Source organism: Mucilaginibacter sp. UYCu711 (assembly GCF_050433825.1).
GTDB lineage: Bacteria > Bacteroidota > Bacteroidia > Sphingobacteriales > Sphingobacteriaceae > Mucilaginibacter.
In genome coordinates, this window is the sequence record NZ_JBNPWM010000013.1 from 53,534 (window position 1) to 69,786 (window position 16,253).

Below are 16,253 nucleotides of genomic sequence, written 5' to 3' on the forward strand. Positions count from 1 at the left end.
TAGGTTATTTGTTTGGTATAATTTCTTGTGGGTAAGCATCGCCGCCAGGTACCTTACCTGATTCGATAGCTTTAACCGCAAAATCTTTAGCTTCCTGTTTAGTGGCAAAATGCCCTATTGATATATGATATAATGGTCCTGTCGCATCTTTCACCCATCTTGGATCAAAGCCGCCCTTCCTAAGTGTTCTGATTGCAGCGTTCGCCTGGGCTATACTTTCGGTACTAACAGTATATACTTCGAAACGTCTAGTTCCGGTAGCTGTAGATGGCGGCGCCAATAATGGGCTACCGGCCTCCAGTTTATCCATAGCGGTAACAGGTTTGTTTACCGGTGCCGTTACTGTCTTTGGTTTGATAACTTGTGGTATAACTTCCTTAAAGTAAGCATTGCCGCCAGGAACTTTACCGGCTTCTATCGCGCTGGCTGCAAAAGCTTTAGCTTGCTCCTGAGTAGAAAAATGACCGATGGATATTGGGTAAGTTGTACCACCCGCATCCGTAACCCATCTTGGCTTTAATCCGGCTTTTTTTAGCTTTATTATAACCGCGTTGGCTTCGGCAATTGTTGCAGCGTCAACTGCATACACCTCAAAGCGCCTGGTGCCTACCGCTGCTGACGGCGGCGCAAGTATTTTGCTATTATTTGCCGGGACAGTTACCATTGGCGGTGTAACTGCTTCTTTCTTTTTAGGAGGGACGACAGATGCCAGCAACTGTTTTTTAGACGCAGCCACTTCAGTTTGTGATAGGATCACTTCTTTCTTTGCAGGTAGCGTTGCGGGTTGCGTAACTATCACTTCTGTTTTTTTAGTTGCAGATGTTGTTTTGGCAATAGTGTCTTTTACCAGGCTATCCCTTTTTAATGAGTCGGCCGTAAGGCTATCAGTCGCTATTGTATCCGGTTTAGACACCACAACCGGTTTTGGTTTAATGGTATCAACGGTTTTATGTTGCCAGAAAACTATTTTGGCAAAGGTATCCGGCTGGTACCGGTATAAGGCAAATACGCCCAATGCTATAACTACTACTGCTATAAATATTACCAGCAATAACATCAGCGGGCCTTTCTTTTGCTCTTCCTCTTCTTCTGTGGCTTCAAAAAACTCCGGCGCTACGCCTGCCATTTCCTCTTCCTGGCGGTAAACGCGGGCCGGTTGCTCTGCAGGCTGAGGCACCTCCTCGGGTATTTCTTCGGTTACGGCAGGTTTTTCCGGTACCTGTTTAGGCGGGTAATTAAGCTCAACCTTAGGGCGCTCCTCAACAGGGTTTGTAATACCTATTTTATTTATGCTGACAGGTTCTAAACCATAAAATATCGTGTCGTCAATTATCTTATCGGCGGGTTTGAAAATTAGCTGGGTTTGCTCGGTATAAAAATGGCCCAGGTTACCAATAGGTACCTCGCTTACAAGCGACTGCTGCTTTAGGTTGGTAATATATTTTTCGGTAAAATATTTTGCCGATGCTATGGATATATTTTTTTTAACGGCAATATATTCGGCTAAGGCATCATCGTCTATCGATTGGATATCAAATTGCGCCTGGTGGTAGGGAGGGTAGAATTTGCGTTCATTTTCGTCATAATACGCGCCAATACGTACCTGCACAAAATAACCAAGGCCAGGTACACTTACCTCACCCTGCTGCATTAACAATTCGCCTAAATAAAAGCCTACATCCATTCGTTAAAAGTAACGGTTAATTAGTTAAGTTCAAATTTAAGTCTTACTCTTAGGGCTCAAGACTAAAAGCTGAAACTCGCACCGCCAAATATATTAAATCCGTAGTCAGGATAATGCACCCAGGTTTGATTTGTTGAATTTAAAATATTATTAACACGCCCAAAAATGGAGATCTGTTTGTTTACTTTATACTCAACACTTCCGCTCAAATCAGCAAACGAGCTGATATTGATGATGTTTAAGCCTGGTGATGGTACAACCCCCGCTGCTGTTGTTACAGAAACATCATAGGTACGGTCATAACTTGAACCACGGAACACCAACGAACCTGTTATTTTAACCTTGTCATTTATATTGATAGCTGTACCGGCAGTCAGTTTAAATTTAGGCAGGTTCCAGGCTTGTGCCTCGCTTGCCATTTTATAATCTTTAAACTCCACGCGGCCAAAAACATCCACGTCGCTTGATGCTTTATAATCCAGCTCGCCGTTAAAGCCGCTTACGGTAGCATTGCCGTTATCGTATATCACGGTGAAACGATTTTGAGTAGCAACAAAATCATTAACAATAAGCGGCATATTTTTTACGCTGTTTCTAAATACATCGGCTTTAAAACCAAGGCCCGGTGCCAATGTGCCTTTAAGGCCGGCGCTCAGGTCAAGCTTATCAACCGAGCTCTGGATCAGCAGGTTTTTACCCAGGAAAGGGTTAATACCAAAAAAATCCCTTAGCGATGATTTGTTTACATCGCCTTTAGCCTCGACAAATAAGCGCACATATTTGGGTATAACCTGGTACTCTAACTTAGCGGCAGGGAATATAGAGAACCGGCCGGCAAAGCCAAACTCATCAACCAAATTTACCCCGGCATCAATTTTATAATTTTCGCCCTGAAACTTGATATAGGGATTTGCCCGCACTATGCTGTTGTTAAACGAGTATAAGCTATCTTTTTGGGTGCTCAGATCCAGCGAAACTGCCAGTCCGGTATAAAACTCATTAATAGTTTTGTTTACAAAACCAGCTAATACCAGGTTATTCTCACGCGCTTTAAACCTGTCGCCAAATAAATAACCTTTAAGTTTAAGCGCATAGGTAAAGTCGTTCTCGATGTCTTTATAATTCCTGGCAATTTCGCCCTCGCCGCTTAGTGTGTTAAAATACTGGTGCGCCACATCTAAAGTAGCCGGCGGGTGTAATAAATTATAACCGTAAAAATAATTACTGCTGTTGCTATAATCCAGGCGGCCGGTTAGGGTATTGGTTTCACCAATGCTTTTGCCAAACACGCCAACTTCGTCCTTACTGCTGTTTTGTTTGTAATAGGTTGTACCGCTTTGCGCAATGTGTTTAACATAGCCGCTTACCTGTAAAGCCTGGTCGGGCCCGTTGCCGAAGTAGCCTTCTAAAAATGTGGTTTTTAAGTTGCCTACGCCTGCACGTACAATGTTGTTGTAGGGCAGGGTATCCGGAGTAACCGGCATTTTCATGGAGTTAAGCTGCTTTATCTCATTATCCTTATCTAACCTTTTATCTAACGGAACATAAGTTAACGGGGCCTTAAACGGCGTTTTATCTTCCAGGTCGGGGTTACGGCGAATCTTTACCGCATCTGCCAGTACCGGTTTGTAGGCTGATGTTATTACAATCTCTTCTGATAGGCTGCCACCGTTAGGATTGGCCGGATTATTGGCAGCACCGCCGCCTTTAACGGTATCTTTAACAGTCACTTTAGCCGCTGCTTCTCCTAATGATTTAGCGTCGGCCTTTTTAACAGTTGCTGCCGGTTTTGCCGCAGGCCTGGTTGTTTTTGCCGCGGGCTTTTTAGCCGTGTTTGTCTTTTTTTGCGCGTTAGCCGGAACAAAGTATAATACCATGATCAAAGTAAACAGCGTGTAGGTGTATTTTAATTTCATGTGCTTGTCTTCTTTTATCCTTTATTAACCGGTTTTTTTGTTTGGGTAGAGTCTGGCACCGCTTCGTCTGTCTTAGGCTTTGGCGGCGAAATTCTATCAAGCTTTTGCTGCGCGATGGCCAGTATGTCGTCATCGCCTTTGTAATTATCCAGGATACTTTGCAGGGTAGCCTTAGCCTGGAAGTTATCTTTCAGCGCTACGTAATTGTCTGATAACAGGATGAACGTTTTGGCTATCCAGTAATCATAATTAGGCATTTCCTTAGCTATCTCAAAGCAGGTTTTTTGCGATGTTTTATACTGATGTTTCAGGTACTGTACCAATGCTACGTTGTATTTAGCCTCGGCTGCCGCTATAGTTTTGGTATTTGATATAGTGTAATCAAATTCGTTTACCGCAGCAGTCGTGTCGCCTTTTTGCAGGTAGGCAAGGCCGGCGTATAAACCCGTTCTGTATTTGTCCTCCTGTGCCGATTTTTCGTTGGCCCGGATCAGCTTAACATAGTTTAGCGCTTCATCGGCAGCGTGCATTTGCGCGTAGCATAGCAACAGGTTATTTATCGCGAAGGTATAATCGGCCTTATATTCTGAGGTGATCTCCAATTTTTTCAGGAACACCACGGCGTCGTTATATTTTTTCTTGTTGATATACAACTTAGCCATGCTTATCAGCGATTGCTCGGTTGATGTGCTGGTCCAGTCGTTCAATATTACATTGTAATCAATGATGGCATCGTCGTCGCGTTTCAGGTTAACCAACGCCTGGGCACGGATAAACCTTGCCTGTTTCTCATAGATCGGCTTGGTTGGAAATTTTTCGAAGTAACCACCTACGGCCGCTACTACACCTTCCCAGTCGCCGCGTAAGTAAAGGTTATTGGCGGCGGTGTACATAATGCTTTCCTGCTCGGCAGTGGTATAATTACCAATAGGAGTGGTGGTAGCATAAGCGATGAAAGTTTGCGCGTCGCCTTTATCGGTGTAGATCTTTTCAATCTGCTTTAACGCCTGTTTAGCTTCATCGGTCGATGCATAATCCTTTATTACCGCTTTAAACGATTCGATAGCCAGGTCATCGCTGCCGGCATTGTAATCTATTAAACCAATGGTAACCAGCGCGCGCGGGATATAACTGCTGCGCGGATATTTTTGGATGAGGGCCTGCAACGCGGTTTTAGCGGTGGTGCCGTCGTTTTTAATAAAGTAGGTGTAAGCTATCTCAAAATCAGCATCATCGGCGTAATCAGAATTTGGGAACTGAAACAACAGCGCCTTCAAGGTATTGATCTTGTTATCCGGCGACCCCTGCAACCCCTGGATCATACCGCGTTGAAACAGCGCGTAATCCTCGCCTTTAATATGGTTGTCTATAATGCGGTTATAATATTCTAAAGCTTTATCATAGCTTTTCAGTACAAAGAAACTGTCACCTATCCGGGTTATGGCATCGTTTACGGTATTGCGATCCTTTTCCTCGCCATCAATAAAACGCTGAAAGTAGGTAGCCGCCGTGCGGTATTTCTCGCCGTAAAACGCTGCATAGGCCAACGCATAGTTAGCATAGTTAAATACAGTGGTTTGCGGCGCCTCAGGCAATTCTAAAAAGTCCTGGAAAGTTGCTACGGATTCTGTGTACTTGCGTACCTCGTACATAGCTTCGGCCATCCAGTAGGTAGTTAAAGCGCGTGTCTTTAAATCTACAGGGTTCTTTAACGAACGTAAAAATATCCCGATGGCGTTCTCAAAAGCGCGCTCATTGTAAAACTCCAGCCCGCGGTAATAAGTTACCTTTTGGTAAGCAATTTTAGCGGTTTGTGTTTTGTTGGGGATTGGCTCCAGGATCTCAACTGCCTCTTTATAGTTGCGCGAGTTTAAAAGCTCCTCGCCCAATAATACCTTAACCTCGGTAGTGCGGGTAGAATTAGGATAGTTTTTTAAATACAGGCGGGTAGCCTCTAAAGCCTGGGTGTTAAAATCAAGCTCGTAGGATAGCTTGGCATATTGAAACAAAGCATCTTCCTGCAATTGTTTGTCAAAGCTTAGTTTCGACGCGTTCAGGAAGGCGTTACGGGCGCTTTGCTTATTGTTCATCTTTAGGAATACCTCGCCTAAAGTATAACTACCGCTTTGGCTGTAAACGTCTTTTTGCTCTATCAGCTTTTCCAGTTCGGTGGCCGATTTTGCGTTGTTGCCTACTTTATAATAAGCATAGCCCATTTGGTAGCTGTCCTGCGTGTTTTGGGTCTTACCCTGGTCGCGGGCCTCAAAACGGTCGTAATATTTTACCGAGTTATCATAATCCTTTTTAGCAAAATACGATGCGCCGATGATCCGCAGCATCTCCGTTTCGTTTTGCTGTTTGGTGGTATTTAATATCGGGATAGCATAAGCCAATACATCGTCATAGCGCTTATCTAAAAAGTAAACGGCGGTGATATAATAAGGATAGCTGTTGATGTATTTTTTTGAGTTTTTTAACTTCTCGAAATTTAGCAGTGCCAGGTGATAGTCTTTGTTCAAATAAGCTATGTAAGCAAAGTAATAGGTAGCATCATCGGTAAAAGGCGAGTTGCGGTTTTTTACTTCGCCAAACAGTATTTGCGCGTTGGTATAGTCATCCAACGTAAAATACGCATAGCCTTTACGGAACTTATACTCGGTGTTTTCGCGGCCGCTTAGCTGCTCGGCAGAGATCTTATCAAACCATATTAATGATTGCTTATAATTACCTTTTTTAGAGTATGATCTGCCTATCTGGTACATAGCCAGCTTAGCCAGCGGGTTTTCCGGGTGATCATGCATGAATTTCAGGAAAAGATCCTCTGCATCATCATTACCTAACTCTAACGCGCAAAGCGCCACGTAGTATTGCGCATTCTCTTTTAATAAGGATAACTCACTTTCAAAATGGGGTTGGTTGCTGGTTTTTAGTTTGGCTTCCATCACCAAACGATACTGTGCGGTGGCGGCAACATACATGCCGCGTTCTAACAGGTCGCCGGCGGTGTGATAAGTGCGATAAGCCTGGAACGATTGACTTTGCTGTGCACGTAAAGTAAAAGCAAATAACAGGAGTAACAGGGATATGCTATATTTCAATTTAATCATAAGATGCGTAAAAATGATGGCGCTAAATTAGCTAAACGCAAAAATGCAATCCACAATAGTAATTAACAAATGTGGACAACGCTTTTTAAACGTACTAATGAAATTAGATGGTATAGTTGTGGAAAACTTTGTGATTGTGGATTAATAGTAACTGACTTACGCAGGATAGCCACCATACAAAAAAAGTTCAAGCGAAGCTTGAACTAATGACTAATGACTAATGACTAATGACTAATGACTAATGACTAATGACTAATGACTAATGACTAATGACTAATGACTAATGACTAATGACTAAGTATTATCAGGTTTGTGCGTCGTCAGTCAGGCTGCTGACAATTGTCGCTCTACTCTTTGGATAAGTACGTCAATATCAAATGGCTTAGCTATAAAGTCGTCAGGGTTGCCATTTTGTTTAAAGCTACTGGTAATTGCATGGCTTGCCGATAGTAGTATAACGGGGATTTTATGAGTTTCGGTGTTTGCTTTAACGCTGCGGCACAACTCGCGCCCGTCCATATTACCTAACATTATATCCAGGATAATAAGGTCGGGTTGGTGTTTTTTTATACGGTCAAACAAAAAGTGACCGTCAGCCAGTGTTTCAACTTCGTAGCCCGAGTCTTCCAGTATCAACTGTAAAACTTCTAAAATATCTTTATCATCGTCAACTGCTAATATCCTTTGCATCTTCTTGTATGTTAACTTCCTAAATAGAAAAGGTATAGGAATTATGTTAGCTTAATAACAATTCCTATACCATAACTATTAAATATTAACTATACCCCATCAAATTCTGTATTTTAGCTACAGAATCTTCAGATTTATTGTTTTTTAAGCGTCATATTTATTATTAGTGTTAATTTTTTTGCTTATTATTTCAAACAAGTGCTTGTTTTACACAACACTATTCCTTATTAATAGCCAAATAATGTTTTCATATCAGGCTTTATCAGTTGTCCATATTTCTTCAGATCTGTATCGCTAACACGTTTTTCGGACGCTACAATGCAATAAGCAAATGGTTTATTTGCCAACTGCTCCTGGTGGAACTTGTTAATGGTTTTAAAATCGATCTTGTCTAACATAGTAAAAGTTGTTTTACGGGCATCGTAATTCAGGCCCAGGCGTTGCGCCGCCAGGTAGCTAAACAAAATATCGTCCTGCGTTACCCGCTCGGTCTCTATTGATTTGCGAATATTGTCCCGTGCGCCAATTACACCTTTTTCAGACTCAGGTAATTTATTTAGCAGCTCGTTCATAGCAGGTATGGCCTCATTCAATTTATCAGCCTGTGTACCTACGTAGCCTATAAATACATTCGAGTCATCTTTTTTAACAGGTTGCTGGTAAACAGCAAATGCAGAATAGGCCAAACCTTTAGCTTCCCGTATATTTTGTAACACGATTGAGGTGAAGCCGCTGGTACCAAAGTAGTTGTTAAATAATTCTATCTCGGGTGTTTTTGTTGCATTAAACATATCTTCATTGCGTACCCAATAAATCTCGGCTTGTACCATGTCATAATTAGCAAAAAACACCTGGTTTGTGCCGGTAGGTACTTTAGTAAACACTTTAGCAGCCGGGTATGGTGTAAAGGCAGCCGGCGTTTTATGAAGCTGGGCCACGGTTAATGCAGCTTGCTGTGCCGTTTGCGGCCCATAATACAATACGGTGTGTTTATAATTATTAAGCGAATGTAAGATACTGATCAGGTCAGCAGCAGTAATGGCATCCAGCTCAGCGTCCGTAAAGGTATAATTAAACGGATTGGACGGGCCATAGGTAGCATAGCTTCTTAAAGCACTGGCAATTGATGCTTTATTTAGTTTAGCATTTTCTCTTGATTTTTTTAAACGGGCTTTAAATCCGGCTAAAGCCTCCTCATCGGGTTGGCAGTTTGCCAGCAGGTCTTCAAATAATTTTACCGACGCGCCAAAATTTTCCTGCAGGCCGCTAAAGGTTACCTGTGTAAATTCTGTACCTGACGATATGCTGTAAGATGTTGCCAGTTTATAAAACTCCTTACTAAAGTTTTCGGCGGTTTTGGTTTTGGTACCCAAAAACTGGATGTATTGCGCGGCAACAGGCAGTAGTTTATTGTTCCAGCTGCCCATATCAAAGCGGTAGTACAGGCGGAATATACTGTTATCCTTATTTTGAACAGCTAACAGATCAGCTTTACCGGCTTTAGCTCGCTGGATATCTTTTTGATAATCCAGCCAAACCGGCTTAACCGCGTTTGAAGGCAACGCTTCAATTTTTTTCAGATATTCTGATTGTGAAGTGGCATTTACCTCAACCGGGGTGATAGCAGGTTTTTCAACCTTTAATATGTTTTTATCTTCGCCCTGGTGCTTATAAATAATAACATAGTCGTTGTCATTAAGGTACTTGTTTGCAAACTCAACAATTTGCGCTTTGGTTATCTTTGAAAGCTCATTAACGGTTGCTATATCGGTTTTCCAATCAACGCCCGAGGTGAAATCACTCATCAGGTTACTGGCCCGGTTTACATAGCTTTCGTTATCAATTATCTTTTCTTTTTTTTGATTGTTAACAATTGATTTTATCAGGTCGTCAGAAAATTCGCCATTTCTCAGTTTGCTGATCTCGGTCATCATCAGGTCTTTCACCTGGTCTAACGATTGGCCTTTAATCGGGTTGCCGCGCAGTAATAAAACGCTGTAATCTTTTAAGGTATAACTGCTGGCGCCGGCGCTAAGCAATTTTTGTTTTTTAACCAGGTCAAGGTCAAATAAACCGGCTTTGCCATTAGTTAACATCGATCCCATCAGGTCAAGCAAACGTGCATCGCGGGTAGAAGCACCCGGGAAACGGAACGCAATAGTTAAATTTTCAGGGTTAGGGCCGTAAACATCGCGCTTTACAGGGCTGGTTATAGGCTGCTCGGGTGCGAAAGTATAAGGCGGAACAGGTTTAGCCTTCATATTGCCAAAGGTTTGCTCTACCTTTTTAACTACAATATCCGGGTTAAAATCGCCTGAAAGAATAACCGCCATATTATTTGGCACATAATAAGTGTAATAGTAGTTGCGGATAGCGTTTAACGACGGGTTTTTTAAATGCTCGATAGTGCCAATGGTAGTTTGCTTGCCGTAGTTGTTGTTAGGGAATACAGCAGCAAACATAGCTTCGCTAACTTTACGGCCATCATCATCAAGCGTGCGGTTCTTTTCTTCGTAAACCGCTTCCAGCTCGGTATGGAAGATCCGCATAATAGGGTTGCGGAAACGCTCGGCCTGCAACACCAAAAATTTATCTAATGATGAACTTGGGATATCTTCGGTATATACCGTTTGCTCGAACGAGGTAAAGGCATTACTGTTTTGGCCGCCCATTGAGGCCATCATTTTATCATACTCGTTAGCGATAGATATTTTAGCCGCTTCGCCTGATGTCTTATCTATCTCTTTATAGATCTCTTTACGTTTAGCCTCATCTGTAGTAGAGTTATATTGCTCGTAAAGGGCATCAATTTTATCCAGGTAGGGTTTTTCTTTGGCCCAGTTTGTTGTGCCAAACTTATCAGTACCCTTAAACATCATGTGCTCCAGGTAATGCGCCAGGCCGGTATGGTTTGCGGGGTCGGTCTTGCTGCCCGCTTTTACGGCTATGTAAGCCTGTATGCGCGGCTGTTTGTTAGTGGGACTTAAAATTACGGTTAAACCATTTTTTAGCGTGTAAAAGCGCGAGTGGGTTGGGTCGCCGGTTACATACCGGTAAGTGTAACCGCCGGACGTTGCCTGTTTCCAGGCTATAACGCTCTGCGCATTCAGGTTTAATGCAAAAAAGGCCAATACAAGGCCTGCCAGGAATGATTTTTGTTTCATGCTACTTGTTTAAACAATAAATGTATTTAAAAACTTCGACTAAAAAAATGGTGATTCCCACAAAAATGGTTTTGTTTGGCAGTATGCCAAACAACGTTAAGACGATTTTTTTTAAGTGTTGTTACACAGCGCTTTCGCTAAAATTAAATAAAAAACATTTTGTAAATAAACCTTTTGAACTGGCTTCGCTCTAAAAACCATTACTTAAAAAGATAAAACACACTACAATGAAAAAAATTCTCTCTTTTGCTATATGCCTGACAATGATTGCAGGCTCGGTAAGCGCACAGCGCAGGTACCATAAGCAACGTAACAGCGAACGCGACAACAATGGCGATTATTACAGCCCTAAAATTGGCCTGACGATAGGCGGTAACGTTTCAAACCAGATCAGTTCAGGCAACTCAAATTACAGCACAGGCAGCATAGTCGGCTTTAATGCAGGTTTAACTTTTGATCTGCCTATTATTTATCCATTGTCTTTCGCGCCCGAAGTTTTGTTTTCGCAAAAAGGGTACGAAGCTACTACTGCTAATGGTGTTTTTACCCAGCGTACAAACTTTATCGAAGTGCCGTTATTAGCTAAATTTAAAGTGGGCCCTGGTTTTAACATCCTGGTAGGCCCGCAGTTGTCTTACTTATTGAATACTACCAATACTTATGACAATGGCTTCGTAGTAGCGCAGGAAACTAATTACGAAAACAACAACGGCCATAAATCATTTTTAGACGGTGTGTTGGGTGTAAGCTTTGACCTGAACAGGTCTGTTGATCTGCGTGCACGTTATACAATCGATCTGCAACAAACAGATTCGCAGGGCAGCACTTATGTACCTAACTACCGCAACCAGGTATGGCAGTTTGGTATAGGGTTTAAATTGAATTAAGGAAACCTTAATAAAAAGAATTGTCATTTCGAACGAGGTACGAGTGAGAAATCTATACACCTGTATAATTTAGATGCAGGTGTATAGATTTCTCGCTTTGCTCGAAATGACAGAGTTATTCAATAAAAAAGACCGGATCATATTTATATGGTCCGGTCTTTTTGTATATGTAATATTTTACAGCTTAATAATCAGAGTCACCGCCCTTGTTGCCACGGTCGCGATAGCTTCCGCCACCACCATTACCGCCACGGTCTTTATTATAACCGCCGCCGCCACCGCTGCTTTTGTCGCGATTGTAGCCGCCACCACCGCCGCCGCCGTAACCACCACCGCTACCGCTGTTACGGTCGCGATTGTACCCGCCACCGCCACTATTACCGCCACGGTATCCACCACCGCCACCACCAGATGGCCTGTCGGTTTTTTCTTTGGCCTGGCTAACAGCAATTGCTTTGTCTAAAATTTCTTTTCCATCAAGCGCGTCAATAGCACTTTGCGCTTCTTCGTCATTTGGCATTTCAACAAAAGCGTAGCATTTGCTGCGGCCTGTTTCGCGATCCATGATCACGTTTGCCGAACTTACCTCGCCGAAGGGAGAAAAAAGTTCTGTAAGATCAGCCCCTTCGTATTGATAAGGCAGCTTGGCGATAAAAATTTTCATCTAATAAATTAAGTTAATGAGTTGGTTTATAAAACAATAGTAAGCATTATAATTATGAAAGATGTCTAACCATAACATCTTTCATACAACTGCCTTTTTAAAGACAACATAAGGCTGTTTTTATTGTTTTACTTAATTTTTTATTCTAAAGAAAGTTTGAAGAGAAGAAAGGGATGCTTATAGTATCAGGCTGTTAACTTTTTCAACCAACTCAGTAAGGTCAAAAGGTTTGTTTATGATAGCATCACAGCCATAACCAAACAATTCATCATCATGATTAATATAGGCCGAGAAAATAATAACGGGTATATCCTTAAAATCGGGATGACATTTTATTTGTTTACAAAGCTCGCCGCCGTTTATACCTGCCACACGGTAATCTAATATCACCAGGTCGGCCCCAAACTCAGCAAGCATAGGCATCACATCGGCGCCCTTTGATGTGCTTTTAACATCAAACTTTTCGTAAGAAAGTGTTTCGTGTACAATTTCCAGGATATCCTGGTTGTCGTCTAATATTAAAATACGTTTTGACATGTAGGTACTAAGATCAGCTATTAAGATGTAGGTATTATGACTTCGAAAAAACTTAATAGTTTAATGTAAAATGGCTTGTACGTGTAGGTCCTGAATTTATCTTCTCGAATATCTCAATCAAATATAAAATATAAATTCTGATATTAATATTATTAACAGTAACATTTTAGTTAAAAAATTATTAAAAAAATAGAATATTGCCCTGTAATGACTACCGCTCACTTTTAGCTAAAATGTTTCGCCCAGGTTTATCGAAATTGATGAGTAATCTTTACTCTTTCCGTAATCTATGCCAATATTGGTATCTGTTTTCTTGTTAAATTTAATACGTAACCCGGCGCCGCCGGCGGGGTTAAAGTACCTGAACCGCCTGCTGTTGGGCTGGCTGGCCGAGTTTACGTTGGCAAATGCAATAAACCCCAGGAGGCCATTATCGGTTATATCACAACGGTACTCGGTTTCAACGTAAAATAAGCTTTCGCCCCGGTAACGGTTTTGCTCAATGCCACGGCCCGACCGGTTGCCGGGGTCGTTACCTATGGAAGGAAGGTTTAAGTAAGGCGACCCGGGCGAGAGGGTGGTCCAGTAATAGGCCCAGAACGCCAGCATGTTTTTACGTACCGACGGGGCTAATGAAAGATATTTACGCACATCGACATATAAAGATTGCCAATTATCATTACTACCCATCCTTGACGCGCTAAAACGGTAAATAACGTTTGCATACCAACCCGGTAAGGGATTTATAGAGTTGTTGCGGGTATCATATAATAAATTTACGGTAGGGCCCGACGAAAATGAATTTTGATTGGGTTTGGTACCAAACGAGTAATTGGTAAACTGGGCTAAAGTAGTGTTGGTGCCATTATCACTATCAATATCCATATAATAATCTAAATCGTACCCAATGCCGGCAAAAAAATAGGGCTTAATTTGTTTAAGCACACTTTGGTAAAACCTTACGTATACATAATCTACCAGGAATTTATGATCAGCTGGTTGCCCGCCGCCCAGCCCCCAGGTGTATTGCGGGTATTTTAAAACCCGGGTGTCGCCCTGGATATTAAAGGTATTGTCTTTTAACCAGATGCTTGACCGTACGGGTAAGCCATATCGCCCGGTAAAGTTTGTATAGGGCGTGAAATTTATGGAGGAAAGGTTAGTAGTGTGCAGATTGCCTAAATAAAAACCGGCTGTTGTTGACGCGATAAGCGTTTTACCGGCCGACTCGAAAGCTGATGAAGAAATTGGTAGGAAGGAGAAATAGAGTTTCTTTTCGGCCTTATCAGCTACAGAACGTGCTTTTTTATGGAGTATTGAATTGGCGATATCAATCAAATCCAGTTTCTCCAGCGTATCAATAAAAGGGCGGTACTTTGCCGAACTGCTGTCGGTTTGTGCCAATAATGCTATCGACCAACAACAAAAAGCAATTGTAAGTAAGGCTCTTATCATTTAAAAGTATAACGTTATTGCAACGGCTTTAATATACTAATAAAACACAAAAGCCCGTCCTGAAAAATTACAGCACGGGCTTTTGTTTAATGATCAATAGTTAATTTCTTTTTTTTGAATAAACATAAGCATTTGGATAATGCCCGTGTTTATTATAGTATGCTCTTCTATATGCTGCAATACGTTTTTTCTCTTTTGCTTTGCGGCTTTCGTTACCAATAATGTAACCGCCACCTGCACCAACAGCACCGCCTATTAAGGCACCGCCAACATTGTGGCCAATAATACCACCAACTATAGCGCCACCGGCGCCGCCTATAATAGCGCCTTTACCTTGTTCGCTTATTCCTTTTTTTTCTTGTGCATGGGCAAGGTTGGCCGTCGAAAATACCGTCGCTGCAATTATGCCTGTGTATACAATTAACTTTTTCATGTCTCTGTAAATAAAATTTTAGTTATCATCCCTAAATCAAATAGCAAGCCAAAATTTGTGTTGCTGTTAAATATAGATGTTACAGCTATGACAGGATTAAAAGTGTATGGTTTAATAGTCGGTAATTTAAATAGCTAACGTTAGTTCAATGTTTGAAAGGTTTTAATCAATAGAGGCGTAGCCTCGACCTATATTGTAGCCACGGGTTTTAACCCGTGGTATATAAAAAGATATATTATAGAGAACCGTAGGTTCGGCCCATATAAATATACATCGTACCTACGGCACTTGACAACATTGTGACTTGTTTACCACGGGTTGAAACCCGTGGCTACAATATGTTTCGAGCCTATGGCTCTTAAATCTTTTTTAACGGGTATTGTAAGTTAATTACCGAAATATTACAGTGTTTATAACCCGGCTTAATTATGTAAAGGCGATATTTGCCGAAAATTAAGGGAGATGGAATCCTTTGCGTATTATGACTAAAAAACGTTATTTCTTTACTGTACTGATATTAGGTTCGCTTACGGCTTTAGGGCCTTTTTCTATAGATATGTACCTTCCGGGTTTCCCGGCTATTGCAAAATCATTGCATACTACTACCGCGCAGGTTTCGATATCGTTATCGAGCTTTTTTATAGGGTTAGCAGTGGGGCAGTTATTGTACGGCCCGTTGCTTGACAGGTTCGGCCGTAAAAAACCTTTGTATATTGGTTTGGTGCTGTACATCATCGCGTCGGCAGGTTGCTACTACTCAACCAGCATCGAAGCCTTAATTACGTTGCGGTTTATACAGGCTATAGGAAGTTGCGCGGCCGGCGTAGCATCCATGGCTATGGTGCGCGATATTTTCCCGCTAAAGGATAATGCAAAGATCTTTGCCTTACTGATATTGATCCTGGGTGCCTCGCCTATGATAGCGCCCACTGTTGGTGGCTATGTTACCGTAGTTTGGGGCTGGCATTTAATATTTGTGATATTGGGCGCGATGGCGCTGGTTATATTACTTACCGTTATCTTCTTCCTGCCCGAGAGTTATAAGGCCGATCCAACCTATTCGCTCAAACCGGCACCCATCATTAACAGTTTTTTACAGGTTATTAAAGAGCCGCAATTTTACACCTATGCCTTAACCGGCGCGTTCGCCTTTTGCGGACTGTTTGTTTATGTATCGGCTTCGCCGATCGTTTTTATGGAGGTATTTAAAGTAAGCGCCAAAACTTACGGCTGGATCTTCGCCGGGCTGTCGGTAGGCTTCATTGGCTCAAGCCAGGTTAATAACCTGCTGCTCAAGAAATTTAAAAGCGAGCAGATCATCCGCGTATCCATGACAACACAGGTTATAACAGCTTTATTGTTTTTGGTAGGCAGCCATTACGGTTGGTATGGCTTAGGCACTACGCTTGCCCTTATATTTGTATTGCTATGCTGTGTGGGCATCACCAGCCCAAATGCTTCGGCATTATCACTGGCACCGTTCCACAAAAACGCGGGTACCGCATCGGCATTATTAGGGGCGTTACAGTTGGGCTTAGGCGCGTTGGCTACCTTTGGTGTAAGCGTGTTTGATAGCCGGTCGGCCGTGCCTATGGCCGGTATTATGGAGTCGACCGCCGTTGTTGGCCTGCTGGTATTATTATTTGGCGCTTCGCGGATAAAGAATAAGGTGGATGTGAGTGGAAGTGGTGCGGTGGTGGCGCATTAAATAATGAT

General features: G+C 42.2%; 11 protein-coding genes. 2 read left to right on the plus strand and 9 right to left on the minus strand.

Annotated elements, in window-relative coordinates; all coding sequences use genetic code 11:
* Positions 1-4: 4 nt before the first annotated feature.
* The 5 genes from ABIB50_RS23775 to ABIB50_RS23795 all read right to left on the minus strand — a co-directional run bounded on the left by ABIB50_RS23775 (position 5) and on the right by ABIB50_RS23795 (position 10,561).
* Positions 5-1,684 (minus strand): SPOR domain-containing protein, encoded by a 1,680-nt coding sequence (locus ABIB50_RS23775; protein WP_429383902.1) that lies wholly within the window; start codon positions 1,682-1,684, stop codon positions 5-7.
* Between the two features lie 62 nt (positions 1,685-1,746).
* The gene (locus ABIB50_RS23780; RefSeq protein WP_429383904.1) at positions 1,747-3,600 is read right to left on the minus strand and encodes a hypothetical protein; all 1,854 of its coding nucleotides are present in this window, start codon (positions 3,598-3,600) and stop codon (positions 1,747-1,749) included.
* Positions 3,601-3,614: 14 nt separating this feature from the next.
* Positions 3,615-6,707, minus strand: a complete 3,093-nt coding sequence (locus tag ABIB50_RS23785) for a tetratricopeptide repeat protein (protein WP_429383905.1) — start codon at positions 6,705-6,707, stop codon at positions 3,615-3,617.
* A 324-nt stretch (positions 6,708-7,031) separates the two neighbouring features.
* A complete protein-coding gene (locus tag ABIB50_RS23790; RefSeq protein WP_429383907.1) occupies positions 7,032-7,397 on the minus strand; it encodes a response regulator in 366 nt (121 codons plus the stop codon).
* Positions 7,398-7,624: 227 nt separating this feature from the next.
* Entirely contained in the window at positions 7,625-10,561 is a 2,937-nt protein-coding gene (locus ABIB50_RS23795; RefSeq protein WP_429383908.1) for an insulinase family protein, read from the minus strand.
* A 227-nt stretch (positions 10,562-10,788) separates the two neighbouring features.
* Between ABIB50_RS23795 and ABIB50_RS23800 the strand changes: the two genes are divergently transcribed.
* The gene (locus tag ABIB50_RS23800; RefSeq protein WP_429383910.1) at positions 10,789-11,448 is read left to right on the plus strand and encodes a porin family protein; all 660 of its coding nucleotides are present in this window, start codon (positions 10,789-10,791) and stop codon (positions 11,446-11,448) included.
* 184 nt (positions 11,449-11,632) lie between these two features.
* On the opposite strand, the gene ABIB50_RS23805 is transcribed toward ABIB50_RS23800, so the two are convergent.
* The 4 genes from ABIB50_RS23805 to ABIB50_RS23820 form a co-directional block, all read right to left on the minus strand.
* Complete coding sequence (locus ABIB50_RS23805; protein ID WP_429383912.1) at positions 11,633-12,112, minus strand: RNA recognition motif domain-containing protein; 480 nt, start codon at positions 12,110-12,112, stop codon at positions 11,633-11,635.
* A gap of 177 nt (positions 12,113-12,289) precedes the next feature.
* A complete protein-coding gene (locus ABIB50_RS23810) occupies positions 12,290-12,649 on the minus strand; it encodes a response regulator transcription factor (protein ID WP_429383913.1) in 360 nt (119 codons plus the stop codon).
* A gap of 228 nt (positions 12,650-12,877) precedes the next feature.
* Positions 12,878-14,104 carry a hypothetical protein gene (locus ABIB50_RS23815; RefSeq protein ID WP_429383919.1) on the minus strand — a complete coding sequence of 409 codons (1,227 nt, stop codon included), beginning with the start codon at positions 14,102-14,104 and terminating at the stop codon, positions 12,878-12,880.
* Between the two features lie 100 nt (positions 14,105-14,204).
* Complete coding sequence (locus tag ABIB50_RS23820; RefSeq protein ID WP_429383924.1) at positions 14,205-14,537, minus strand: hypothetical protein; 333 nt, start codon at positions 14,535-14,537, stop codon at positions 14,205-14,207.
* 481 nt (positions 14,538-15,018) lie between these two features.
* Here ABIB50_RS23820 and ABIB50_RS23825 point away from each other — a divergent pair, with 481 nt between their 5' ends.
* Positions 15,019-16,245, plus strand: a complete 1,227-nt coding sequence (locus ABIB50_RS23825; RefSeq protein ID WP_429383926.1) for a multidrug effflux MFS transporter — start codon at positions 15,019-15,021, stop codon at positions 16,243-16,245.
* Positions 16,246-16,253: the final 8 nt, after the last annotated feature.